This window comes from Methylohalobius crimeensis 10Ki (assembly GCF_000421465.1).
Lineage (GTDB): Bacteria > Pseudomonadota > Gammaproteobacteria > Methylococcales > Methylothermaceae > Methylohalobius > Methylohalobius crimeensis.
The window spans coordinates 1,179,046-1,203,868 of the sequence record NZ_ATXB01000001.1; the positions used below are offsets into that span (position 1 = coordinate 1,179,046).

A 24,823-nucleotide genomic window follows, 5' to 3' on the forward strand; every position below is an offset into this window, starting at 1 on the left:
CTTAGATGGGAATCAGTATTTGGCAGTTGTTGATCGTGTTGGCGATCGTGCTGTTGTTGTTCGGCACCCGCAGGTTGCGGCATCTCGGATCGGATCTGGGCGGCGCGATCCGGGGTTTCAAGAATGCGATGGGCGAGGAGGAAAGCGAAGCCGGGAAAACGGAGAACCCCGAGCATCTGGAAGCGGATCAAGCGCCCGAATGGCGCTCCGAGGCTCACCCCGAATCGACCCACGAAAAGGCGGACAAGCCCGAACGCAAACCGCTTTGAAAAAACCGACGATGAGGCGGAGCGTTCACCACACCTATGAGGCCGTGCAATGTTTGACGTCGGTTTTTGGGAATTGACCTTGATCGGTTTGATTTCCTTGTTGGTGTTGGGGCCGCAGCGTTTGCCCGGCGCGGTGCGCACGACGGCTCTATGGCTGCGCCGGGCGCGTCAGATGGCGGCCACGGTGAAAGCCGAGATCGAGCACGAACTGGCCCTGGAGGATGTCAAGTCGTCCCTGGAGCGGGACCAATCCTTCCGCCAGCTGAAAGCGCTGGAGCGTGAATTGCGCCGGCCGGTGGAAGTGGAGCCGCGCACCGGCGAGGGTGATTCCTCCGAAAGATCGTCTCCCGCCGCTGCCCCCGGAGATAAGCGGACAAGCCACGCTGCTACCGAGAAAAGACCCCGCGTTGTCGATGACAACTCCACCTGAGCGCGAAGCGGAACCGGAAGGCCAGGAGCAGCCTTTCATCGCTCATCTGATCGAGTTGCGCAGCCGCTTGCTCAAGATCATCGCGGTGGTGCTCGTGGTGTTTCTGGGTTTGGCGCCGTTCGCCGATCAACTCTATACCTATCTGGCAGGTCCCTTGCTCAAGTACCTGCCCGAGCAAAGCAGCATGATCGCCATCGACGTGGCCTCGCCTTTCTTGACCCCGTTCAAGTTGGCGCTGGTGGCGGCGATCTTCGCGACCATGCCGTTCAGCCTGTATCAGATCTGGGTCTTTGTCGCCCCGGGACTGTATCGCCACGAAAAACGCTTGCTGCTGCCTCTGTTGGCGGCCAGCACCGTGTTGTTCTACGCGGGCGCGGCGTTTGCCTACTTCGTGGTACTGCCGTTGGTGTTTCAATTCATGACCGCCACCGCTCCCCTGGGGGTATCGGTGATGACCGACATCAGCCGCTACTTGGATTTCGTTCTCACCCTGTTTTTCGCTTTCGGGGTGGCGTTCGAAGTGCCCATCGCCACGATTTTGCTGATTTGGAGCGGAATCACCACCCGCAAGGCCCTGGCCGCCAAGCGTCCCTACGTGATCGTGGCGGCCTTCGTGATCGGCATGCTGCTGACTCCGCCCGACGTGATTTCCCAGACGCTGCTGGCGGTACCGGTGTGGCTTTTGTATGAACTGGGTTTGTTGTTTTCCCGGCCTTTCGCCCGTGAAACCTGACGGTGCCTCGCGGTCGGAGAAATGTCTTTTGGATTTGAAAATGAGCAAACAGGAGAAGTGAGCAATGCGAAAACGAATTGGACAATTGCGGCGGAAACATTCGGGATTTACCCTTATCGAGTTGTTGATCGTGTTGGCCATTCTCGGGATGTTGGCGGCTTTGGTGGGTCCCCGCTTGATGAATGCCTTGGGGCAGGGCCAGGTCAAGACCACCAAATCCCAGATCGAGATGCTGGCGACCGCGCTGGATACTTTCCGCCTCGACAACGGCCGCTATCCCACCCAGGAAGAAGGCTTGGAGGCTTTGCTGACTGCGCCGGAAGGGCTTGCCAACTGGAACGGCCCCTATTTGCGCAAGAAAGAACTGCCCAAGGACGCCTGGGGTTTTCCCTTCCATTATGAAAATCCACCCCGCCGCGGCGGCATGGATTACGATCTCTATTCCCTCGGCGCCGACAACAGCGAAGGCGGTGAAGGAGAGGACGCCGATATCGGCAATTGGTAAGTCTCGATGGAGACAGTCCCGTACCTGCTGTATGCCGCGGCCGGCGGGCTGGCGGGTTTGACCGCCGGCTTGTTCGGGCTGGGCGGTGGGGTGGTATTGGTGCCGGCTTTGTTGTATCTGTTCGCCTGGCAGGGATTTCCGCCTCCCTACATTCCCGTTGCCGCCGTGGCCACTTCTTTGGCGACGATTATGGTGACCGCCATCGTTTCAATTGGCGCCCATCACCGCTTGGGGTCGCTGGATTGGCGTGCGGCATCCCGTCTTTTTCCGGGGATCGTCATAGGTTCCTTGTTCGGCGCCTGGTTGGCCGACCAGCTGCCTGGTGATTGGCTCAAAACAGTATTTGCCGTTTATTTGTTAGGGGTCGCCATGCAAATGCTTTGGCGTTGGCGACCCGCCCCGGCTGTCACCCAACCCCAACCCTGGCTTCTGACCGGAGTGGGCGGCGCCATTGGCACCTTGTCGGCTATGCTGGGTATCGGCGGCGGGACCCTGACGGTGCCTTTTCTGGTGAAATGTGCTTATCCCATGCGGGTGGCGGTGGCGGTCTCGAGTGCTTGCGGCTTTCCCATCGCCCTCGCGGGAACGATTGCTTACGGAATATTGGGTTGGGAGGTAGCGGATCTGCCTTCGGGCAGCGCCGGCTATGTGTATCTTCCGGCTTTTTTCGGTATTATCGCCGCCAGTATGCTGACCGCTCCCTTGGGCGCTCGGCTGGCCCATCGGCTGCCGGCAGAAACGCTCAGGCAACTGTTTGCCGGGGTCTTGATCTTGATTGGAGGAAAGGTTCTATATGGCGGCTAAAGTCGTTTTGGTCACCGGGGGTGCCCGTCGCATCGGGGCAGCCATTGCCGAAACGCTTCATCAGGCGGGGTTTAACATCGTCCTGCATTACCGCAGCTCGCAGGGTGAGGCCGCCTCGCTGAAAAGTCGCTTGGAGGCGCGGCGGCCCGGCTCGGTACGGTTGGTCGAGGCGGATCTGCGCTCGGTGAATGCCATCGAGCAAATGATGCAGCAAGCGGTCGCCGCTTGGGGAAGGCTCGACGCGGTGGTCAACAACGCGTCGGCATTCTATCCGACGCCCTTGGGGGAGGCGACCGAAGCGCACTGGGAAGAGCTTCTCGACAGCAATCTGAAGGCACCGTTCTTTTTGTCTCAGGCGGCGTTTCCCGAGTTGCAACGCCACGGTGGCTGCATCGTCAATTTGATCGATATTTACGCCTATCGCCCCCGCCCCGGCTATCCCATCTACAGCGTGACCAAGGCGGGTCTGGCGGCCTTGACCTTGGCCCTGTCCCGGGAGATGGCGCCGAAGATTCGGGTCAACGGGGTGGCGCCGGGAGCGATCCTGTGGCCCGAGGACCAGGTCAGTCAAGCAGAAAAGGAAGCCCTGTTGGCATCGATTCCCCTGGGCCGGATGGGCGATGTGAACGACATCGCCAAGGCCGTGCGTTACCTGGTTTGCGACGCCGATTACGTCACCGGTCAGATTCTGGCCGTGGACGGGGGGCGTAGCCTATGACCGACAAGGGAAGGCGCCGCTGTTTGACTTTGCCGGGATCGAATGCTTGCCAATGGGCGCGATAGGTTTTGCCGGTCACGGGATGCCGTCGTTCCGGTGTGATTTCGTTCAAAGGTTCCAACACGAAAGCGTATCGCAGGATATCTTCCCGAGGCAGCTGCAACCGATCCGAATCGGGTTTCTCGAGGATCAGATCGCCGTAGAGGATCAGATCCAGGTCCAAGGTGCGGGAGGCGAATTTTCGGCTCTGGGGACCCCGTCCGTGGTTATGTTCGATTTCCTTCAGTTTTTCCAAGACCGCCGGACGGGACAACTCGGTGTCGAACCCCACCACCAGATTGTAAAAGGGCGGTCCTTCAAAACCCTCGGCCTCGCTTTCGTATACGCTGGATACGGACAGTGGACCGAAGGTTTCCTCCAGCTCCGCAAGCGCTTGCGGGATATGCTCTTCGCGCTCCAAGTTGCTGCCGATGCTGACGAAGGTTTTAGGCATCGGTTCGGCGACCCCGCTCGATGATGATTCCCACGTCGCTGGCGCCGCGGATAGCGCCTTTCTTGTTCAAGCAAAGCTTGACCCAGGGAACGGAAAATTCGTCAAGCACGATCCCGGTGATTTTTTCCGCCAGGGTTTCCACCAGGAAGAATTCGCTTTCTTCCACAAACGCGATGAGCCGCTTGGCGACCGATTTGTAATCCACTGTATGCTGGATATCGTCGGTGGCGGCCGCTTGACGAATGTCGGTGGCCATTTCCAAGTCTATAATCACGACTTGCTTGATTTCGCGTTCCCATTCGTAGATGCCGATGGTCGTCTCGATCTCGAGGCCGCGCAGAAATATAATGTCCATCTTGGTTGATTTTTAATTAAGGAATGGCAAAGATTGTCCGATCACTGTTCGAGTCTCGTTCAGTTGACCGTTTAGATTGACATAAGAAGAAGGGGGAAAGCAAGGTGTGGTCTTGGCTGTGGGTGCCTATGGGTTATGTGTTGGGTTCGATTTCCAGCGCGGTGATTGTATGTAAACTGTGGCGGCTGCCGGATCCGCGCACCATCGGTTCCGGCAATCCGGGCGCCACCAACGTGCTCAGGTTGGGCAACAAGCGCGCGGCCGCGGTGACCCTGTTGGGAGATGTGCTCAAGGGGTGGGTTCCGGTGGTGCTGGCCCAATGGCTGACCGGCGATCCCACCATCGCGGCGGCGGCCGGTCTGGCGGCGTTTCTGGGGCATCTCTACCCGGTGTTTTTCGGTTTTCAGGGGGGGAAGGGAGTGGCTACCGCTCTGGGGGTGTTTACCGGCATCCATTGGGGGGTGGGGTTGCTCTTGGCGGCTACCTGGTTGGCAATGGCCAAACTCACCAGGATCTCCTCCTTGTCGGCGCTCACCTCGTCGGCACTGGCACCCATCTACGTCCATTGGATCCTGCGTACTCCCTGGATCACCGCCATGGCGACAATCATTGCCGGCTGGTTGATCTGGCGACATCGGGATAATATTCGGCGGCTGCTTCAGGGAGAGGAAGGCCGGATCGGCGGGTAATCCGTTCATAAACGCTTGCCAGTTGAATTACCTTTGATGTAGGCTTGGTTTATCGATAGGACGGAAATTGGTTTTTAAATGCCTAATTAATCCTAAGAATAGGGAGGAACCGATGCGTATCCTGCGATCTCCGGTCATGATTTTGCTGAGTCTATTCGGGCTTTTGGGGAGTTCCTTTTTCGCTTTTGCTGCCCCTAACGATCCTGATGACCCCAATTACTATATTGTCACTCGACAGGATATGAGGCAGTGTCTCTATCCCAGTTGCGGTGGCTATTTTGTGAAAGCAGTGAATCGTGCTATGACGCTTTGTGCAAATGGTCAAAGGCGGGCTCAATGTCAGGTGTTTCACCTCGATATGGCGGCGCTCAATCTGACGGAGGAAGAAAAGGCGGAATACGACCATGCCTTCTCCCAAGAGGGGGGATTGGTGCGAGGCAAGCTCGTCGAACAAGCGGGTGCTGACGAACCAATTCCGGTGTTAGTCGCGGATGAATTATGGCTTGGTCAGGCTCAATCGGAATCGGTAGGGACTTTTTACAGTGTGATTGGAACCGGAATTGTCTGTATTACCAGCCCCTGCCCGTCATTCGAGGAGACTCGGCTCAATACTTCCGGTGTGAGTCAAAGGATATCGACGGTGAATCTCGCCGCCTCAGGCGCGAGTCAGGAGGAGCTTGACGAGGCGTATAGAGCGCTGGAATCGGGCATTCTGGTGGCAGGCGTGCATCGCACGGAGATCGGGCCGGGCGGGGTAGGGCTGGAACTGATTGCTAGCGAGTTCTATCTCCCTTTTCCTTCAGAGGAAGGGAAATCTTGCGTTGGCGAGAATTGCGATGTGGGTGAACCGTGCGGTGATAATATTTGCGGTGAGGGCGAGTATTGCTGTAATGCAAGCTGCGGGATCTGCGCTCCTTTGAACGGTGCGTGCATCCAGATGGTTTGCGAACAGTCAGAATCAGGGCCGCTTCCATTCAAAAACGGGCGATAGGACGTCGGCTCTGCGAGTCCTGGTTTTCTGCTATTTGACTGGCACTGCGTACCCCAATTAAACCACTATGGTGATGATGCTGTTGGTCATCGGCGGAAATTGATTAGGCTTTATCTGGGATAACTTTCGGCGGCAATTTCCGGGAGAGGAAACTCGGCTCGGCAAGCGATCGGCGGCAATTCCTCCAATGGCCAGCGGGCCTGGGCCTTGATTTCCCCTTTTTCCCTTTGTCCCGAAAGCAGCCGCAAGCAGCCGGCAAAAGCGATCATGGCGCCGTTGTCGGTGCAGAACTCGAGCCGGGGCAGGAACAACTGGGCGCCTTCATGAGCCGCCACTTCTCCCAGGCGCCGGCGCAGGGTCCGGTTGGCGCACACCCCGCCGGCGGCCACCAGACGCTTCAGGCCGGTCTGGCGCAAGGCCCGCCGGCACTTGATGGCGAGCGTATCGGCCACCGCTTCTTGGAAGGCGTAGGCGATGTCGGCCCGATCTTGGGAAGTGGCCGAAGTTTTGCCCAGGGTGTTCATGACAAAGGTCTTGAGACCGCTGAAGCTGAAATCCAGTCCCGGCCGGTCGGTCATGGGACGAGGAAAACGGAACCGTTCGGGATTCCCCTCCAACGCCACGCGTTCCAGGGCGGGCCCGCCGGGATAGCCCAATTCCAACATCTTGGCGACCTTGTCGAAGGCTTCTCCCACGGCATCGTCGATGGATTCTCCCAATAGCCGATAGGCACCCAGATCATCCACCTGAATCAATTGGGTGTGGCCGCCGGAAATAAGCAGCGCCAGAAAAGGCGGCCTGAGCTCGGGGTTGTCCAGAAGGGGAGCCAACAAATGGCCTTCCATATGATGCACGCCGATTGCCGGCACGTTCAACGCCCGGGCGAGACTGTGACCCACCGACGCGCCCACCAGCAAGGCGCCGATCAGTCCGGGGCCGGCGGTGTAGGCCACCCCTTCGAGATCTCGGATGGTCAGCCCGGCATCGTCCAGGGTCTGGCGGATCAGCGGAATCAGTTTGCGGATGTGATCGCGGGAAGCCAATTCGGGGACCACGCCGCCATAAGGGGCGTGAAGCCGGATTTGGCTGAACAACCGATGGGCAAGCAAACCGCGCCGAGCGTGATAAACGGCGACACCGGTTTCGTCGCAGGAGGTTTCCAGACCGAGGACGTACATCGTTACCGCCCTGCCGCCCAGCTCGACAAGGCCATTGCCTTGACTGCTTCCAGTTCTTCGGACGATACCTGGCGATCGCCCCGCGCCTCTACCGGATCGTCATGAAAAATGTATAGCCGGGATGCCAGTTGCGCAAATGGCAGTGACGCTTCGCCAAAGCGCTCGCCGTAGCCGTGAGTGGACACAATCACCCCGTTGCCCCAATTCTGGCCGCTGTCGTTGTTGGGATTGTAAAAATACACTCGCATCACATTTTCCTGGTCGAGGGCCACGCGGATGAGAGTGATGGCGTGCCAGCCGACGAATTGGGCGGTGCTGTCGGTAACCGCGATCCCGATCGGTTGGGGATGAATGACGGGTTGGTTGCCATTGTAGTAGGGGTGATAGCTGGTATAAAACTTATGCAGAAAATCATCGTAATCCTTGAGACCTCCGGTGGCCACATCCACCGCAATCGCGAATTCGCGACCCACCCACCAGCCGTGAAACTCGGGGTTGATCCAGCGGTGAGGATCTCCGCTGCGGCTTGCACATATCCGGCCCATTTCATTGTAGATGCGATCCAGATGCGGGACCAGTAAGACCGAAACCGGATCCGTATCCAAGGGCGCGGAATGGGCGAGCCCTGCCGGCAATTGCGCCGAGGCGAGGGGCGTCCCCTCGAAATGCATCAAGATGCCGTCATAGCAGGCAGCCTGGGCGATCAGATGCAGCAGATAATCCGGTTCATTATACGACCACATGGAGATGGCGCGTGCGGACTGACAGGTGGGGTTGTTGCCCTGGCCCACGCCGAGAGGTTGACCTAACAGGGCGATGACTCCCGCCAGTAAGTGAACCCGGGTCGGCAGGGTATCGCCGAATACGCCGGCAAGCGTGGCCGAGGTTTGCGCCGAGAGCTTGAGGCCGATTTGGCGCCATAGACCCGGGGCGATGGGGGAAGCATAGAGAATGCCGCGCTCCAGGAGCATGGCTAAACCATAGACGACTTGGGCCGTCTCGGGATAAATGGCTTCGAGGATCAGGCGATGGATCAAATCCTGGTAGCAGTGAAGAACATCCCGCCCGGTGCTGCTTAACCCCAGCGCGTCGGGGATCAAATGGGCTTGGCGGTGGTTCAGAATCCAGCGGAGGAAAATGGCGTGGTAGTCGGACACCAGCCCGACGTCGTGCATGGCGCGGGCAAAGCCGTTGGCTTCCTGTTGCAGACCGGCGAAGTCCATCATTTCCAGCCGCCCTTCGTAAACGCCCACCCCCGGGTCGTCCAGGCAGCCCTGGGTGGGCCCGAACAGGGCGCTGATCAGCCGGTCGGCTCCCAGTCGCGCCTCGCCGATATTGCCGGTTCCTTGGGAGAGAGTCACCGCGATCTGAGTGATCATCGCCTTGATATGATCCACCTGAATCGGGCGTTGCGCGAGGATTCGCCAGATTTCGTCGATCAGACTGCCCAGGATGTCTTTGAAACCGATGTGGTCCAACAAAAACCGGAACAATCTCCCCACCGCCTCCCCGATCGGTCCCAATCGAATCCTCTGGGTTTCGGCGGTGGCACCGAACAAGTGACTCAAGTTGAGAGCCAACACTTGAGTGAGAAAGTGCCGCGCTCCTTCCACCGACACGCCCGGATGGGTACAAGCACCGTTGGCCACCGCCAGCAGGCGCAACTGACTCAGGCACTCGAGTACGACGGTGGATTTTTCGCCGTGTTCCAGGGTGTTGCGTACCAGGCTCGGTAACAGGGCCGCAGGATCGTCCCAGTCGGTGCCGGAAAACACCCCGGCCATATCCAGGCGCGGGGCAAGCCGATAAAGCCTTTGCATGCCGTCGGGCCGAGTCATCAGGCGTCCGGCCAGATCCAGCACGGGCCCCTGAAAGCGGGGTTTGGTGAAGGAGCGGGCCTGTTCCAGCCGAACCAGGGCATGCTCCAGCTTTTCTTCCAGAAGTCCGGATTGAGGGTCGGGAGCGCCCGGTTCCATGTTGGAGTTCATCGTTTCCCTCGTTAGATATAAAAGTCCAGCTCTTCCTGTGCCTTGAGTAGATCACGCATACGATACGGGTCCTCGCCGAAAAAATAAACCAGGCCCCAATGGGTGCCGAAAGCGCTGCGTTTGGGGACTTTGTTCTGCATCGGCGATTGCAGTTCGTGGTACTCGAAGTAAGGATCGATTTCCGTCTCCTCGGGGATGCGCAGCTCGCTGATCACTCGCCGGCGCGGATAAACGCCGAAGCATCCGGCGTGGCCTTTGGCGTCCACCACCTCCCGCGGGAAGAACGCCTGGATTTCCTCTTCTGTGGTCTTGGGGTCGAACATCAGCACCAGCGCCTGGTATGCATTGAATCCGTAGGCTCGTTCGATGAGCTCGAAGGCGTTGAAGCCGGGCGGGCGATAGGCCACCTCCCCGAAATACATCTTGCCGTCACTGGTGACGAAGTATTCCGGGTGGATGAAACCGAAGTCGATGTCGAAGGTCTCGATGAGCTTCTCGATTTCCTCGGTGACCCGGGGGCGCCACTTCTCCAAGTCCGGTGTGGCGGGAACGAACACCGAATAACCCAGGGTGACGTATTCGGAAATATTGAGAAAATGGATCTTGCGATCCTTGATGAAAGCTTCCACAGCGAATTCCCAACCGTCCAGGTGGCTTTCCATGAGGGCGGGAAATTCCTCCTCGGGGATATTGTCCACGTCGTCCGGGGTGCGGATCACCCGATGTCCCAAGCAGCCGGCCTTGTCGAAGGCCTTGAAGTGAATGGGGTCGTTGGGATCGCCGTCCAGTTTCAGTAAGGCCTGATTGACGCGTTTGAGGAAGTGGATGACGTCGCCCTTGTCGTGTGCCTCCTCGAAAATTCCCACGCGGATGCCACCGAGTTGGGCGCGGCGTTTCATCAACGCCTTGTCGCGGAACAACATGGCCTGTCCCATCAAACGCGGATTATTGAGCAGTACCGAGTTGATCGCTCCCGCCCATTCCACCGTTTCTTCGTACAGGGGAATAGCCACATCCACGCCCTCTTCTTGCAGACGTTCGGCGATTTCCATTGAGCGATCGTTTAGACGTTCGAAGTTCCAAGAGATGAAAGGAATGCCGTGCTCTCTCGCGTATTCCTCGGCCCATTCCGGGGCGACGATAATGTAGCGGCGGTCGAAACGGTCGATGGCATCGATGGCGTTCAAGCTCCAGCCAAGAATTGCGACATAACCTTTATCCGGATTCTTTTGGGTAATGCGATCAGTCATGAAACGCTCCTTATGAGTTCGCGAATAAGCTACTGCCTCTGACAATGCGAGTTGTTAAAGGGGATCGGCGTCGTATTATGCCCGGTAGGCAAGGGGCACACGGTATCATCCAAGCATTTCTCAGGGGGTGGAATGGGGAAGGCGGTAAAACAGATGGGGTTTCTGATGAAGAAGCAGGAAAAATTAAGGAATGATTTCGGATGGGCCCGTCGATGGGAACCGCCATGTGGTTGCCTGCAATGAATTCATTTTAAACAAATGAGAGAAGAAGTTGCAATTTTTGAGCGTAGAAGCGAAAAACATGAACTTATTCACACATCCTTTCAGTTGAAACAAGTTGGGGGACACAAGTTGGTTAAATTGAGGTGTTGGCCCGGAATCACTGCGGGGATTTGCTACCCTTCTTTTATGCCTGGAACAAGCAAGGAAGGCCATATCTTTATGTTTTTCACTCGTTATCTTGTCGCTCTCCCGATTTTGTTGGCCCTTCTGGCCGCTTGCAACGAAAAGCTGGGGATCGATTTCGGCAGCCGGGATGTTGCCGCCATCAAGGAGTCCGGCAAACTTATCGTACTTACTCGCAATGCCCCGACCACCTGGTATATCGGCCGCGAAGGCGTGCCCGCCGGCCCGGAATACGAGATGGTCGAAGCGTTTGCCTCCCATCTCGGCGTGGAAGTGGCGTTTAAAGTCAAAGCCACGGTGCCGGAAATTCTCGAATCCCTGGAAAAAGGGGAAGGGGATCTGGCGGCGGCCGGTTTGACCATTCTCGATGAGCGCAGGAAGACATTCCGCTTCGGTCCCGCCTATCAGGAAGTGACCCAGCAGGTGGTCTGTCGCCGCGACAATGTGCAGCCGGAAAAGGTCAAAGAGTTGGTGGGGCTGAACATCGAAGTCTTGGCGGACAGTAGTTACAGCCATCGTCTGGCCGAACTCAAGCATACCGAATTTCCGGGGCTCGAATGGACCGAGACCCAAACCAAGACCACCGAGCAGCTGCTTCGGGACGTTTGGCGTCGGAAGCTGGACTGCACGGTGGCGGATTCCAACATCGTGGATATCAATCGCCGTTATTTCCCGGAATTGATCGCGCCCATGAATCTATCGCGCTCGCAATCCTTGGGCTGGCTGATGTCCCGGCAAAGGGAGGATCTGCAACAGGCGGTCAAAGACTGGTTCGAGAAATTTCGCGCCAGCGGTCGCCTGGCCGGCGTCCGGGAGCGCTATTACGGTTTTTTCGAAGTGTTCGATTATACGGATATCAAAACCTACATCCGCCGAATCGATCAACGCTTTCCTAAATACCGACAGTACTTCAAGGAAGCGGCGGAAAAATATAGGGTCCCCTATCTGACACTGGCGGCGCAAGGCTATCAGGAATCGCACTGGAATCCCAGGGCCAAATCCCCCACCGGCGTTCGCGGCATCATGATGTTGACCCTCAATACGGCCCGATCCATGGGGGTGGAAGACCGCCTCGATCCTCGTCAGAGCATATTCGGCGGTGCCAAATACCTGGCCAAAATGATGAATCGCTTTTCTGAAAAGGTCGTGGAACCGGATTGTACCTGGCTGGCCCTGGCGGCTTACAACGTCGGCCGTGCCCATATGCACGATGCGCAATCCTTGGCCAGGACGCTCGGACTCAGTCCTTATCGGTGGAAGGACATGAAGCAAGTCCTCCCGCTTTTGGCGAAGAAGGAATATTACAAAAATTTGAAGTACGGTTACGCGCGCGGGACGGAACCGGTCCGTTATGTGCAACGCATTCGGGAATACCGGCACGTTTTGGAGAACGCGTTGAATTGATTCCTTGGTTCGTCACCCCCTTACAGGCGGGTATCCGGCGGCGTTGGGATACCCGCTTGTGAAAAGGCGTCGCGGAAAATCGGCCGGTTACACGCCCCCTTTGATCAACTGATCGTAAAGGATCTTCAAGGCGTCGTCCGCCACCGCTTGACTCACCCCGATGTGGAAACAGATTTGGGAAGGGGCCTGATCGATCATCTCGATGGGAATATGGTTCCGGCTCAGGGCGAGCAGGGCGTCCACGATCGGGTAGGAGTTGCCCTTGAGTCCCAGGCCCACCGGCGTGATGATGGCCAGGTTGTAGACCACGTCCATGTAGTCGGGTTTGAGCTTTTTCTCGATATGACGGCGCAGATCGTTGATGTTGCCGGTGAGGTCGTCCTGATTCACCAGCACGGCGATATCGTCCTTATCGGTCGGGTAGTGGTAGGTGTTGATATTGAATTCCTGGAAGATTTGGAGCAAGGAGGCGGTGAAGCCCACCTCTTCCCCCAGCATGTCCTTTTCCAGATAGATATACGCCATGTTTTCCAGCCGCGCGATACCGACAATGCCTTCTTCGGGCACCCGCTCGTTCAGAATGATGGTGCCGGGTTCTTGCGGACGGTTGGTGTTGCGGATGTGGATCGGGATTTTGCGCTCCTTGCAGCTCAACATGGCGTCCAGATGGAAGACGTTGAAGCCCTTGGAGGAGAGCAGGCGGATTTCCTTGAAGGTCAGCCGGGGGATGGCCCGGGCCTCGGGGATGAGGCTGGGATCCACCTCGAACACACCACTCACATCGGTCCAGTTCTCGTAGGTATCGGCGTCGATGGCGTAGGCGACTTCGCCGCCGGTAAGGTCCGAACCGCCGCGGGAAAACACCGCCACTTCGCCGGCCTGAGTGACCCCGTAGAAGCCGGGAATCACGGCGATGCCATCCTCGGAGGTGAGCTCGGCGATATTGGCGTAGGCCTCGCTGAGCACCTTGGCGCCCAGATAATCGTCGCTGACCAGCAGACCGAAATCTTCCGGGAGGCGGGCCCGGGCGGTCATGCCGGAGTTTTGGAAATATTCGGCCACGATGCGGGCGTTGTAATGCTCGCCGCGGGAGGCGAGGAAAGCGATGCGGCGGTCTCCTTCCAGGGAGGTGGCCAAATCCTTTTTCAAGGACGCCAGGATATCTCCCGCATCCACCCCCAATTCGGAGGCGATTCGGGTGAATTTTTCCAATACGGCTTTCTTGCTCTCATTGGGAGTGATGGACAGGCGCTGATCGCGGAAGTGCGCGCCGGAAGTGGCGATATTGATCAGGTGGTCGGTGACTTTCTGTTCGTCGGAGCGGCTGCGACCCGGTGCGGAGACCACCACATACCGGCGCCGCTTGTCCGCTTGGACGATTTGTTTGACTTTTTCTATTTGGCCGGCGCTCGCAACCGAGCTCCCGCCGAATTTGCACACAAAAGCATCTGACATATAAAAAGATTTTATTATCTATGAAGTAGAGTATCAGTATAACAAAACCAAAGCTTGTTATAATTCCAGGATTTAGTTTGTCTTGGGAGATGTAATGATCAAAGCGGCAATTGTCGGCGGAACCGGTTACACGGGAGTGGAGTTATTGCGCCTTCTGGCCCGCCATCCCGAAGTGGCGATCACTTCGGTCACCTCTCGGAGCGATGCCGGTAAAACGGTGGGGGAGGTCTACCCCAGTTTGCGCGGTGCGGTGGACGCGGTTTTCGAAGCACCGGAAGTGGACGCTTTGGCCGCGTGTGACGTGGTTTTCTTCGCCACTCCCAACGGTGTCGCCATGCAATCGGCCAAAGAATTGCTCGCCCGGGGGCGAACGGTGATCGATCTCTCGGCCGATTTCCGTCTGCGCGACGCCGGGGTGTGGCAGCAGTGGTACGGTCAACCTCATGCCTGTCCGGAATTGCTTCCGGAGGCGGTGTACGGATTGCCGGAAGTCAACCGCGAACAGATTCGCAAAGCACGCCTGGTGGCGTGTCCCGGATGCTATCCCACCGCGGTCCAATTGGGATACGGACCGCTGGTCGCAAAAGGCATCGTGGATACGGATCATCTCATCGCCGACTGCAAATCCGGGGTTTCCGGTGCCGGCCGCCAAGCCCGGGTCGCCACCTTGATGGCCGAGACCGGAGAGAGCTTCAAAGCCTATGGCGTGCCCGGCCACCGCCATCATCCGGAAATCGGGCAGGGGCTCCGGGCGCTGACCGGAAAATCCGTCGGGCTGACTTTCGTCCCCCACATGATTCCCATGATCCGCGGCATCCACGCCACCCTTTACGGACGCTTGCTGGAAGACATCGACTTGCAGGCGTTCTACGAAACCCATTACGCCGACGAACCTTTCGTGGATGTGTTGCCCGCAGGCGCCCATCCCGATACCGGCGACGTGCGTGGCGCCAACCGGTGCCAGATCGCGGTCCATCGTCCCGGCGGCGGAGAGACGGTGGTGGTGCTCGCGGTGATCGACAACCTGGTCAAAGGCGCGGCGGGGCAGGCGGTTCAAAACATGAACCTGGTGTTCGGCTTGCCGGAAATCACGGGCTTGGAAACGATCGCGCTCTATCCTTAGCCCTGAGTGCGGCTGCCGATCGCTCGATTCAGCGCAATCTTCCGCTGCCCGATCGACCTGCGCCCCATGCGTCCGCCATCCCGTCGGGAGCGGGAGTCGGTATTTCCCGGTGTCGTCAAGTCAGCTATTTTTTTCGCCGATGCGCGTAGGAATGCCGTCGATGCTCACTGTGTTCTTTTCCTCCCAGTAGCGTTTCAAGCCTTCCTCGCCTTTTTTGGCGGCCCAGTCGGAGAGTAATTCCCGATCTCCGCTATAAGAGAAATAAGGGACGCCCATTCCGCAAGAAGTTTGCACCAGGTCGATTGCGACATCGAAAATTTGCCGGGCGCCGGGCAGTGGATTGAACAAGGGGAAGAGGCGCTTCCAATCGGGGTCGTTTTTATGCACCACCTTCGCCGAGCCGTACAGCCGAAGAATTAACGGCTTGCCCTCGAAAGCGCAGAACATAAGGGTCATGCGCGGATCTTGCTGGACATGAGCGGCCGTTTCGTTGCCGCTACCGGTCACGTTCAGCCAGGCGACACGGGACTTGCTCAGCACTCTCAACGAGTCCATGCCCTTTGGCGAAACGTTTACCCGACTGTCCTCGGTAGCCGTCCCGACAAAGAAAATTTTCTGCCGGGAAATGAACTGGATATGTTTCTCGGAAAGTGCGTTGAATGTTTGGCCCATGGGGATTCCATAATGCTGAAAGCTATTTCAAGTGAAGACGTCTGCATATATCAATGATTTCTGATGCAATATCAGGATTATCGACACCTCGTAAATGGCGGACAGCACATGAGTAGTATTCTCTCTTCTCCGTCGATATGCGTAATCGTTTCTTTTGGGTTTCTCTGCACATTTCCCTGACCAGAGAAATAGACTCGTTAGTTTTCATTTCCGGCAGATTGTTGAGCAGACACAAATCTTCTTGTGTATTGTCCAAAAGGGGACCTGCTGTAACAGGATTAACATACCAAGCCGAAATTAATGTTGCGATTATGAAACATAATACTTTCATAACAAAAGCCAGCTGTAATACTCAGTTTGAAGAGGTATGTTTCCAATTATGCCCAATTATCAATTTTAAATAAAAAAATTATGGGATCTTAGAACGGGGTCAGTTCTAACATTCAAACATTAATCCCGGTTATTCAGCTCAAATCGCCGCACCGCACGGCTCACCGTCATATAATGCACCCCGAAATACGCACCGATTTCAGCCATGGTGTAAGCGCCGGACAGATAGGCCCGGGCCATCGCCTCATGTCTGTTCCGATAGCGTTTTCGATAGTCGTCCAGGGAAAGGGCGACGGCGCGCCGCTGCGCCTTGGGAACTTCCCGGAGTGCTTCCGGCGTTTTGTCTTGCCGGTGCCGTGCCACGAATCCATCATCCCCCAGCAACAATTGATGTCGGGTCTGGTCCAGTGGGCTGGACAGCCCCTGGCCTTCCATGACGAATCGGCGGTAGGCTTCGATTGCGCTTTTCCGTTTCTTGCCAAACTGGCCGAGGAGTCCATCCCTATCCAGCCACGCCGGCGCCTTCGCTTCGCCGATCATCGACCGATGGCTGCTCCAGGGCCAATCTTCCGGTTGTTCCACCAGATGGGCTCTGAGCGGATTCAACACGACATAGCGGGCCAGTTCCAGCAAGTAAGTTTCCTTCTGCACCAGGATTGCCTGGTAACGCCCTTGAAATAGATGACCCACCAGGCCGTGGCGACGATTAAAACGCTGCGTATAGACGCCGTTCAACTGCCGCATGCCTTTGGACAGGTGTCCATCGACCGTTTCCACCACCAAGTGATAGTGGTTGGTCATCTGGCAATACGCATGCACTACCCAGTTGAAGCGGGCGCAGACATGGCCCAGGATTTCCAGCCATGCCAGCCTGTCCTCATCGTCCAGATAGATGTCCTCGCGCCGGTCTCCTCTCGAGGTCACATGGTAGACGGCACCCGCAAATTCCAATCGTAAAGGTCTAGCCATGAAGCGAGTATAGCGCAGAATATTGAATGTCGGAATGTTAGAACTGACCCCTATGTCGCAGAATATTGAATGTCGGAATGTTAGAACTGAACATCCCGCTGGTATTTTCAAGCTATTTCGAGCTAGTTTTCTCTGGTGAAGCTATCCTGAGCTCATACGCCCTTCCCTGTTTGAGCATTCGAAATAGCACGCGGCACAGATGGCGCCCCAACGCACGGATAGCCTGATTATGGCTCTTACCCTGGGCGCGCTTTTTCTCATAGAAGCGCTGTGATTCAGGAACCTGCTTTCGGTGCCGATCGACACCCACCAGCATCGCCGCTTTTGCGCGCGTATTCACATGCTTTGGGTTCTTCGAGCCGCGCTGATTTCCTGAGCTGTTGTCGAGGTTCGCCATGCCCACGTAGACCGCAAGACTACCTTCTTTGGCGAAGCGCTCGATGGTACCGAGTTCACCGGCCAGCTCCGACGCACATACGGTCGCAAAGCCGGGTATGGTATCGACCAGCTGTGCAATCTCTGACTGGCCCATGAGTTCTTCACAGCGGACTTCAAGCGCCTTTATCTTCTGTCTCAGGTCCAGTATTCGACGGGCATCTTCAACAATCATCGGGCCGACCCACTCAACATCGTGGCTGAAGCTCGCAGCCTTCTGCCAACCGCCTATCACCTCGACGTATGTGCGTCCGATGCCTTTGATCGAAAGCACCGTCTTCCGACGGATACGGGCAAGCTTACGAAGGTCGTCACTATAGGTGATAAAGTTCAAAAACCAGAGGTTTTCCGCATCCTTGGTGATTGCCAGCAATCCGGGGCAAACCGCCTGCAAATCAGCCTGCATGCGGCTCAGAAGGCGACTTTTCTCATTAACCAGCGAACGGCGCCGGCGGGTCAGACGCTTCAGTTTTTCGTTCTCAACCGGCGTTGCTGAGACCTCCTGGAGCACCCCTTTGGCCGATGGGAGATAGTCCCGCAGCTGGAACAGCTCGAGGCCTTTCCGTGCATCGATTCGGTCTGTTTTAGCCGCCGCCGGGAAAATCTCCTTGAAGCGGGCAAGCTTCAGATTATTGATATTGAAAAGGCGATAACCATGGGAGCGCACGAGGGTGTCCAACGGGCGAGCCCAGCCGTTATACCCTTCCATGGCCACCGAGACCTCACCCCCATAGCGATGGTGGTGGTGTTCGATTCGCTCGAAGAAAAGCTCGAAGCCTTCCGGCCGGTGGGGCAGGTCGAATTCGTCCAGCACTTCTCCACAGGGCAGGCCGATCGCTACACTGTGACTGTGACAGCCCACATCAATGCTGACGCGAATGTCGGAGGTTGTTGTCATTGTTGGTGTCTCCGTAAGTCAGAACCAGTAGAAGAAAATCATCCGCCGGTCTCGTCTACTTACAGAGCCACATCAGAGAGCTGATCGGCACCATCCCGTTCGACCCACCGGATGATGCAGGGTGGCGGGGGCGGCATTTCAGGTTCGAGTGAGCCGAAACCGGCCACCGACCCCAGGAGCCACACCCCCGCCGAAGTCAATCTTACCTATTATGCGGGGGCTCCGCTAACCTGCAAATCCGATGGTAGACCCCTATGTCGGAACTGACCCCTATGTCGTGATCTCTGGATGAAAGCGCATGGTTATGCCTGACAGCGTCGTGTGCTTCCTTCTTGTGAACCGCCTAGTGCGGACCCGCTTGCTAGGTGGTATGGGGAGGGCGGGCTAAGTCGGGTAGCAGGGAGGCGTTACCGCGCTCCCCGCCCCCTAAGAACCGTACGTGCGGGTTTCCCCGCATACGGCTCAAGCCTCTGCAAAGCCCCTTATGACAGGAGCCGGCAGTCCTCTTTCGACCCGGTTGTGGTACTGCCGATGGCAGTTCGGATGAAGGAGCACCAGGTTGGATTGTATGTCCCTGCCGCCATCGCATCTGTGTTGGATGTGATGCCGGTTCCATCCGGTTTCCTTGGTGATTGGTTCACCGCAGACCGCACACCTTCCTTCCTGGGCAAGCCAAAGGTTCAGCAGTTTTCCCCAGCCCTTGAGGTCGTCCTTCGCTTTCAGGTCGAGCCTTCTCTCGAAGTATTCCTCAAATTTCGGGTCGTAGGGGTTCGCTTCACCCTTGATCTTGACGTGGCGGCGGATCGGCGTGTCACTGGCTTTGACCAGTTTCATCAACTTTTCCTCGCCGTTTTTGTCCTTCACCTTGGCTCCGAACACCCAATTCCGGTTTCCTTGCCGGTGGAAATACCGGTCCTTGATCCATTTCTTGGGTTTGTTCGGATGCCTCCGGCAGCACCAGCGCCAAAGCTGTTTCCAGATGACGTAATCTACCTTCTGGAAGGTTTCTTTCGCCACCTGGTTTTGGTGATAGTTCGCCCACCCCCGGATTACCGGGTTCAGGCGTCCTATCAGATTTTCCTGCTTCGCCTGGCGGTTGGCTTTGATGAATTCCCGGATTTTGCGCCGAAGCGCCTGGACGTTCTTTTTCGCAGGTTTGATGAGCAATTTGCCCCCATACTTGCGAACGTTCCATCCGAGAAAGTCAAAGCCCTCCTCGATATGCACGATCTTGGTTTTCTCGGGAGACAAGAAAAGCCCCCTTTCCTTTAGAAAACCTTCGATCACGGATTTCGCCTCTACGAGCGTCTCTTTCGAAGCGCCGGTGACGACGAAATCGTCACAATATCGCACCAGATAGACTTTAGCGGGGTTGGAATATACACTTCCATTTGTGGTGAGGCGTTTTATTCCAAAATGCCGCTCCAACTCCTTTTCCATCCCGTCCAAAGTCATGTTCGCCAGCGTCGGCGAGAGGATACCGCCTTGCGGCGTGCCCGCCTCGGTTGGGAACCATTGGTGATTCCAGACGAAGCCGGAATCCAGCCATTTCCGTAGAACCGCCTTGTCCATGGGGATGTTGGCGGCCATCCAGTCGTGGCCGATGTTGTCGAAGCAACCGGCGATGTCCGCGTCCAGAACCCATTGAGCCGATTGGCGTTTTCCCAATGCTATAAAGCATTGTTCCGCCGCATCTCGGCTCGCCCGCATGGGCCGAAACCCGTACGAGTTCGGGTCCGCCAAGGTTTCTTCGATGGGTTCCAAAGCTTGCAGGTATATCGCCTGCATTGCCCGGTCCCGCATGGTCGGAATCCCCAGTGGGCGCTTCTTCCCGTTCGCTTTCGGGATAAGCACTCGCCTCAAGGGTCGGGGTCGGTAGCCCCTTCTCTTGAGCGACAATACCGCTTTGGCTTTGTCCGCCGGGGTGTTCCAGGTTTCCCGGTCCACGCCCGGCGTCCGTTTGCCCTGGTTTTCGGTCACCCGTTTCACGGCAAGGGCCTTGCCGGAGAACGAGTGGGTCAGGAGCCATTGCAAGGCTTTCACCTTGCCCCGGCGTTCTTCCCGGACCGCCTTTGCAATACGCATTTGCAGCCTTCGGACTTCCCGATGGGCCTTGGCCCAGTCGATGCCGTGCCAGTCCATCTCGAAGCCGGAGGCCGCACCAGTTGCAATGTCAACCGTCATTTGCTTGTCCTCCTGTGAATGGCTCTGCAAACTCTCTTGCAAGGAGAGACCCGCCGGAAGTCTGCCCGCTTTCGCGTGGGATGATGTCGGGTTTCCCCTCAATCCCTATCCATCCCATTACAGGACGGCGTTCGCTTTTTCGGCTTCCCTTACCCGCATCTTCAACAACCTTCCTTACGGTCGGCCTGCCCCGAAGGGCGGAGATACGGGCTTACCGTGTTTCGCGTAAGTGACTTCGGAAGGTTAGGCGCTGGCTTTTTCCCGGTAGGCATTTGTCCCCGCTTGGTGAGGGTGTAACACCAAGACCGCCTTCTCGCCTTTTGGCTCAAGCCTGTTCAGCATCTTTGGCTTGTCTAAGGTGACGGGATTTATCACCAGTTCGCATACGCTCGCCCTACTTCCGAGCCTAGCCCCCCACCGCGCGATGCTCGCAGTTCCGCCTTGCCCTCGCGGGTTCGGCTTCATCCCTTGCGGGATTGGGGTACATTGTCGAGGCGGCTTCGGACGGAACGGTTGCCCCTTCCGCCCGCGCCTCTTGGCTACTACTGGAGGAACAGTAGGTTGTGTCATGGGATTAATTCCAAGCACAACAATCACTTACGCGACTTCACGTCGCACACACCCGTTCTTACCCGATTAGGCGACATCAACGTACTCAACATGACTGCTCGGTGGAGGAATGGGCTCCCCATCCTCTCGCATTCCATCGAGGTGAAACTCGATAGCTTCCCGAATTTGGTGCTCTACTTCCTCGACAGTCGCTCCGGTGGCTACACAACCAGGCAGATCGGGGACATACGCTGAGTAATTGTTCTCCGCTTTCTCAATGACGATTGCATACTTCATAGCTAACCCTATTTCCAGCCGGCCTGTTTGTAAATGCTTGCAACGGTTCCGACAGCCAAATCGTCTCCAGGTTTGCCTGGAACTGTTACCCTGCCGGACTTGGTAGGGTGCTTGAACTGCCGGTGACTACCGCGCGTCGAGTGCTGATACCACCCGTCTTCCTTCAGCTTCCGAAGAATATCACGTACTTTCATCGACTTCGAATACCCCCTGTGTCCCTTGTCGCGGTGGCGCACCAGCACAAAGAGCGCCCGCAGTGGGTTGCTGCGCACCCACTCGCCTTCGCCGACCCGGGTCGGCGTGGACGTGGTGCGGCGGAAGATCGTCTGACAATTCGCCCAGCGGTTCCTCAGGCGCACGAAGTCGCGCCCGCGAACTCGCCCCACCCAGCGCCAACCCAGCCGCTCGACCTCGCGATAGAACGGGACCTTGAAGCCGGAATCGGCGGATGACCGGCTCTACCCCGGGCGGCAATAGCTCAGCGAGGCGTCGCAGGAAGCGGTGCTGCACGGCGCGATTGCCGAGCTTCTTTTGTGCCATTCGGGTCAGAGTAATATTTATGCCTTTATTTAAATTATTAGTACTCTGACCCCAATTATTTGACCCCAATTATTCTAGTACTCTGACCCCAATTATTCCCAATCTAACCTTGTTCGTTATGCGGCTATGCCTTCTACATGCAAGCTGCTGACGTCCGTGCGTTTACTGGCATGCTCGAAAGTAATTGCGCATACGTTTCCCTCCGAATCCAGGTCGAGAAGAGTATTTTCATCTAGATCCCGAGTCTCCGAAATCTTTCGCACCTGGAATTCAATGTACAAGGTGTCGGTATCATCAAAATACTGAACTTTCATAACCTGAAACCTCGATCGAAAAATGCATTATGGACCGTTTCCCGGTCGGGAAGCAAAACGACTCGCAAGTACCTGTTCCCCGCCTCCGGAATCCGGACCCATCTCCGTAGTCGGCCATCTTCTTGGACATGCTCATGCTCTGGGTGTTCGATTGCCCGGAGAATCCATTCGTCCCGGATTTCCGCGCGGTCCGGGCGAGTGCGAGTGACTTTAAAATACTTGGTTGTCTTCATTGCCCTAGTGCTCTTTCAATTTTATATTGTCGGGTAGAGCTGTTTCAGCTTTATCCGGGCATCCTCAGTCGTAAACCGCCAATCGACGGTCACCGCAGCTTGGTTGCGTGCCGCCGCCCAGGCTTCGACCTCTCTGCGCACGGTTTCCCTATCCGGTAGCCGCCGATCAAGACATTGTCGCGACAACACGCTGAATTCGCATTCCGCCATATTCAACCAACTGCCATGCTTTGGTGTATACACAAATTCCAGTTTATCCAGCAGAGCGCGTGCGACCTGTGGCTCAAATGCTTTATACAAAGAAGCTCCCGTATGTGTGCTTAAGTTATCCATGACCAGGGTAATACGCCGGGCATCCGGAAAGTCTTTCTCCACCAACGCCCGAACCCCCTCTGCCCATTGCGGCGCCGCATGATTGTCTGCGACCTCTATCCGTCTCCACCCCCTAAACGGGGCATAAAACTGAATCAGGTGGGCGACACCGTTGCGCTCGTACTCCACATCGTAGCGCTCGATTTGCCCGGGCTTGCCCGGCACGCGAGGTCGCCCTTCCCTCACACATTGCACGCTGGTTTCGTCCATGCACACCACCGGATAGTCCGGATCGAAGGGGCGCTTGTAAACCTCCAGGACGCGCTCCATCGCGCACACAAACGCGGCATTCTGTTTGGGCGGAATACACCACATCGCTTTCCGCCACGGTTTAAAGGCGTTTTTTTAAAACGCGTCTTACCGATTCGTGCGAAATCGACTCCACAACACCCAACTCAACCAGTCGATCGCTCAACAGATGCAACGTCCAGCGCGATTGCCCCGGTGGCGGCTCACTGCACATCAGCGCCACCAACTGCGCCTCGCCATCACCGTCGAGGACGCGCCGCTTTTCCCGCATACGCCGCTTGCGCTCCAAGGCCGCATCGAGGCCTTCCTCTACACAGCGTTGACGCAACCGCGACACCGTGCGTGCGTTGACCCCGACAGTCTCAGCCACTTCGCTGTCCAGCAGGCCCGGGCCTTGATCGCCCTCATCGGCCCACAGCAGTATTTGCGCGTGGGTGCGTCGATAGGCTGCCGTTTTGCCTTTGCGCACCAAAGCTTCCAAGCTCTGGCGCTCCTCCGCCGTCAGGCGGACAATGTATTTCTTCTTCATACGCCTTCTCAGCATGTTGCTGGATAACATTGAGAAAGCACATTAACATTAGGCAATATTAAATTGAAGGTCTACTAGTGCTCTTTCAATTTTATATTGTCGGGTAGAGCTGTTTCAGCTTTATCCGGGCATCCTCAGTCGTAAACCGCCAATCGACGGTCACCGCAGCTTGGTTGCGTACCGTCGCCCAGGCTTCGACCTCTCTGCGCACGGTTTTCCTATCCGGTAGCCGCCGATCAAGACATTGTCGCGACAACACGCTGAATTCGCATTCCGCCATATTCAACCAACTGCCATGCTTTGGTGTATACCTTAGTACAGGACAAAATCTGTAACCTACTGATAGTATGGGGATCATTTGATGATTTTCACCCTATCCTTGATATGAATGATTCCGTTTCTGCGCTTCGGGCCGTATTGGCTGAGCATCTCCCCTGGCATGGTGCCCGCTTGAACTTTCTGGCTCAGTTTCTGTTGGCCTTGTTCCAGGTACGCAGCGTCAATCTGGCCGAATTGGCCACGGCTTTCCGTGGCAAGGCGCAAGTGGCTTCGCACTATAAGCGTTTGCAGCGGTTCTTTCGGGGCTTTACGATCAACTATGACGTGCTGGCGCGGCTGCTGGTGCATTTGTTTGCGGTGGGTGAAGGGCCGTGGTATCTGACCTTGGATCGTACCAATTGGAAATTGGGTAAGATCGAAATCAATTTTCTGGTGTTGGGCATTGCCCAGAAGGGGATGGCCTTGCCGGTGCTGTGGACGGTGTTGGGCAAAGCGGGCAATTCTCATACCGACCAGCGCATCGAATTGATGCAACGCTTTCTGGCGAACTTTGGTAAAACCCGCATCCGGGCGCTGTTGGCCGATCGAGAGTTTGTCGGTCAAAAATGGTTTACCTGGCTTCAGACCCAGGGCATTCCCTTTCATATTCGGATCAAGGAAAACACCCGAATTCCCAACACCTGGAATCGCGCCACCCCAGCCTGGCTGTTCTTTAGATCGCTTAGGCCCGGACAGATGCGTCACTTGGAAGGGCGTCGACCGGTCTGGGACTGCTTTATTCATATATCGGCTTTGCGGCTGGCCGATAACGAACTTTTGATCGTGGCAACTCACGGTGCGCCCCAGAGCGAGGCGTTCACCGCCTATGGGCAGCGTTGGGAAATCGAAACCCTGTTCGGCGCCTTGAAGTCCCGCGGCTTCAATTTGGAGGACACCCATCTGACTCATCCCGACCGCCTCAGCAAACTGCTGGCGCTTTTGGCGCTCGCCTTTGCTTGGAGTTGGCGTACCGGTGAGGTACTGACTGAACAAAAGCCCATTGAGGTAAAAAAACGCTCCAGCGACCGGTCAAGTCCGTCTTCCGACATGGCCTCGATTTCATCCGCAATCTCCTCTTCAACCTCTTCGATCGATGGACGGATTTTCTATGGCTATTGAAGTTTTTTGTCCCGTACTGAGCTCG

General features: G+C 56.7%; 25 protein-coding genes and 1 pseudogene. 11 read left to right on the forward strand and 15 right to left on the reverse strand.

Annotation, left to right across the window (positions count from 1 at the left end):
• Positions 1–5 precede the first annotated feature (5 nt).
• The 6 genes from tatA to H035_RS0106060 all read left to right on the forward strand — a co-directional run bounded on the left by tatA (position 6) and on the right by H035_RS0106060 (position 3,459).
• Positions 6–269: a twin-arginine translocase TatA/TatE family subunit gene (gene tatA / locus H035_RS0106035; protein WP_022948103.1), complete on the forward strand. Its 264-nt coding sequence runs from the start codon at positions 6–8 to the stop codon at positions 267–269.
• 49 nt (positions 270–318) lie between these two features.
• Positions 319–699 (forward strand): Sec-independent protein translocase protein TatB, encoded by a 381-nt coding sequence (gene tatB, locus H035_RS18440; RefSeq protein WP_022948104.1) that lies wholly within the window; start codon positions 319–321, stop codon positions 697–699.
• Positions 683–1,432 (forward strand): twin-arginine translocase subunit TatC, encoded by a 750-nt coding sequence (tatC, locus tag H035_RS0106045; protein ID WP_022948105.1) that lies wholly within the window; start codon positions 683–685, stop codon positions 1,430–1,432. Before tatB ends, tatC begins: the two co-directional genes overlap by 17 nt.
• Positions 1,433–1,496: 64 nt before the next feature.
• Positions 1,497–1,937, forward strand: coding sequence for a type II secretion system major pseudopilin GspG (gene gspG / locus H035_RS0106050; protein ID WP_022948106.1), 441 nt, complete (start codon positions 1,497–1,499; stop codon positions 1,935–1,937).
• 6 nt (positions 1,938–1,943) lie between these two features.
• Positions 1,944–2,741 carry a sulfite exporter TauE/SafE family protein gene (locus H035_RS0106055; protein ID WP_022948107.1) on the forward strand — a complete coding sequence of 266 codons (798 nt, stop codon included), beginning with the start codon at positions 1,944–1,946 and terminating at the stop codon, positions 2,739–2,741.
• Positions 2,731–3,459 carry a pteridine reductase gene (locus H035_RS0106060; RefSeq protein WP_022948108.1) on the forward strand — a complete coding sequence of 243 codons (729 nt, stop codon included), beginning with the start codon at positions 2,731–2,733 and terminating at the stop codon, positions 3,457–3,459. The genes H035_RS0106055 and H035_RS0106060 overlap by 11 nt, the downstream gene beginning before the upstream one ends.
• Here H035_RS0106060 and folK read toward each other — a convergent pair.
• Both folK and folB read right to left on the reverse strand, forming a co-directional pair.
• On the reverse strand, positions 3,416–3,952 hold the full coding sequence (folK, locus tag H035_RS18445) for a 2-amino-4-hydroxy-6-hydroxymethyldihydropteridine diphosphokinase (protein WP_022948109.1): 537 nt from the start codon (positions 3,950–3,952) through the stop codon (positions 3,416–3,418). The two genes, H035_RS0106060 and folK, sit on opposite strands and share 44 nt — an antisense overlap.
• Complete coding sequence (gene folB / locus H035_RS0106070; protein WP_022948110.1) at positions 3,945–4,307, reverse strand: dihydroneopterin aldolase; 363 nt, start codon at positions 4,305–4,307, stop codon at positions 3,945–3,947. The genes folK and folB overlap by 8 nt, the downstream gene beginning before the upstream one ends.
• A gap of 128 nt (positions 4,308–4,435) precedes the next feature.
• Between folB and plsY the strand changes: the two genes are divergently transcribed.
• Entirely contained in the window at positions 4,436–4,996 is a 561-nt protein-coding gene (gene plsY / locus H035_RS0106075; protein WP_022948111.1) for a glycerol-3-phosphate 1-O-acyltransferase PlsY, read from the forward strand.
• A gap of 112 nt (positions 4,997–5,108) precedes the next feature.
• Complete coding sequence (locus H035_RS18450; protein ID WP_051149749.1) at positions 5,109–5,987, forward strand: DUF6748 domain-containing protein; 879 nt, start codon at positions 5,109–5,111, stop codon at positions 5,985–5,987.
• A 110-nt stretch (positions 5,988–6,097) separates the two neighbouring features.
• On the opposite strand, the gene tsaD is transcribed toward H035_RS18450, so the two are convergent.
• Genes tsaD through H035_RS0106100 form a run of 3 tightly spaced genes read right to left on the reverse strand, consistent with a single transcriptional unit; the run spans position 6,098 to position 10,403 of the window.
• Positions 6,098–7,165, reverse strand: coding sequence for a tRNA (adenosine(37)-N6)-threonylcarbamoyltransferase complex transferase subunit TsaD (gene tsaD / locus H035_RS18455; RefSeq protein WP_022948112.1), 1,068 nt, complete (start codon positions 7,163–7,165; stop codon positions 6,098–6,100).
• A gap of 2 nt (positions 7,166–7,167) precedes the next feature.
• Entirely contained in the window at positions 7,168–9,153 is a 1,986-nt protein-coding gene (locus H035_RS0106095; protein ID WP_022948113.1) for a hypothetical protein, read from the reverse strand.
• Positions 9,154–9,164: 11 nt separating this feature from the next.
• Entirely contained in the window at positions 9,165–10,403 is a 1,239-nt protein-coding gene (locus H035_RS0106100) for an ATP-grasp domain-containing protein (RefSeq protein ID WP_022948114.1), read from the reverse strand.
• Positions 10,404–10,844: 441 nt separating this feature from the next.
• On the opposite strand from H035_RS0106100, the gene mltF reads away from it, so the two are divergent.
• Complete coding sequence (gene mltF / locus H035_RS0106105) at positions 10,845–12,212, forward strand: membrane-bound lytic murein transglycosylase MltF (protein WP_022948115.1); 1,368 nt, start codon at positions 10,845–10,847, stop codon at positions 12,210–12,212.
• 87 nt (positions 12,213–12,299) lie between these two features.
• On the opposite strand, the gene H035_RS0106110 is transcribed toward mltF, so the two are convergent.
• The gene (locus H035_RS0106110) at positions 12,300–13,652 is read right to left on the reverse strand and encodes an aspartate kinase (protein ID WP_200861531.1); all 1,353 of its coding nucleotides are present in this window, start codon (positions 13,650–13,652) and stop codon (positions 12,300–12,302) included.
• Between the two features lie 109 nt (positions 13,653–13,761).
• Between H035_RS0106110 and argC the strand changes: the two genes are divergently transcribed.
• Positions 13,762–14,790: an N-acetyl-gamma-glutamyl-phosphate reductase gene (gene argC / locus H035_RS0106115; protein WP_022948117.1), complete on the forward strand. Its 1,029-nt coding sequence runs from the start codon at positions 13,762–13,764 to the stop codon at positions 14,788–14,790.
• Positions 14,791–14,910: 120 nt separating this feature from the next.
• On the opposite strand, the gene H035_RS0106120 is transcribed toward argC, so the two are convergent.
• The 9 genes and pseudogenes from H035_RS0106120 to H035_RS22390 all read right to left on the reverse strand — a co-directional run.
• A complete protein-coding gene (locus H035_RS0106120; RefSeq protein ID WP_022948118.1) occupies positions 14,911–15,462 on the reverse strand; it encodes a pyridoxamine 5'-phosphate oxidase family protein in 552 nt (183 codons plus the stop codon).
• A gap of 450 nt (positions 15,463–15,912) precedes the next feature.
• A complete protein-coding gene (locus H035_RS0106125) occupies positions 15,913–16,761 on the reverse strand; it encodes a transposase (RefSeq protein ID WP_026596318.1) in 849 nt (282 codons plus the stop codon).
• Positions 16,762–16,873: 112 nt separating this feature from the next.
• Positions 16,874–18,094 carry an IS110 family RNA-guided transposase gene (locus H035_RS0106130; protein ID WP_022947256.1) on the reverse strand — a complete coding sequence of 407 codons (1,221 nt, stop codon included), beginning with the start codon at positions 18,092–18,094 and terminating at the stop codon, positions 16,874–16,876.
• Between the two features lie 462 nt (positions 18,095–18,556).
• Positions 18,557–20,278 carry a group II intron reverse transcriptase/maturase gene (gene ltrA / locus H035_RS0106135; protein WP_022947341.1) on the reverse strand — a complete coding sequence of 574 codons (1,722 nt, stop codon included), beginning with the start codon at positions 20,276–20,278 and terminating at the stop codon, positions 18,557–18,559.
• Between the two features lie 636 nt (positions 20,279–20,914).
• Positions 20,915–21,124, reverse strand: coding sequence for a type II toxin-antitoxin system HicB family antitoxin (locus H035_RS0106145; protein ID WP_022948120.1), 210 nt, complete (start codon positions 21,122–21,124; stop codon positions 20,915–20,917).
• A gap of 8 nt (positions 21,125–21,132) precedes the next feature.
• Positions 21,133–21,318 carry a type II toxin-antitoxin system HicA family toxin gene (locus tag H035_RS0106150; protein WP_026596319.1) on the reverse strand — a complete coding sequence of 62 codons (186 nt, stop codon included), beginning with the start codon at positions 21,316–21,318 and terminating at the stop codon, positions 21,133–21,135.
• A 462-nt stretch (positions 21,319–21,780) separates the two neighbouring features.
• Positions 21,781–21,978 (reverse strand): DUF2283 domain-containing protein, encoded by a 198-nt coding sequence (locus H035_RS22715; protein WP_022948122.1) that lies wholly within the window; start codon positions 21,976–21,978, stop codon positions 21,781–21,783.
• Positions 21,979–22,232: 254 nt separating this feature from the next.
• A protein-coding gene (locus tag H035_RS21230; protein ID WP_152485973.1) for an IS630 family transposase occupies positions 22,233–23,361 on the reverse strand; the annotation gives its coding sequence in 2 pieces (ribosomal slippage) (positions 22,233–22,929 and positions 22,928–23,361; 1,131 coding nt in all).
• 91 nt (positions 23,362–23,452) lie between these two features.
• A pseudogene (locus tag H035_RS22390) lies at positions 23,453–23,671 on the reverse strand (IS630 family transposase); the annotation flags it as partial.
• Positions 23,672–23,745: 74 nt separating this feature from the next.
• On the opposite strand from H035_RS22390, the gene H035_RS18460 reads away from it, so the two are divergent.
• Positions 23,746–24,798 carry an IS4 family transposase gene (locus tag H035_RS18460; protein ID WP_084684842.1) on the forward strand — a complete coding sequence of 351 codons (1,053 nt, stop codon included), beginning with the start codon at positions 23,746–23,748 and terminating at the stop codon, positions 24,796–24,798.
• The last annotated feature ends 25 nt before the right edge of the window (positions 24,799–24,823 follow it).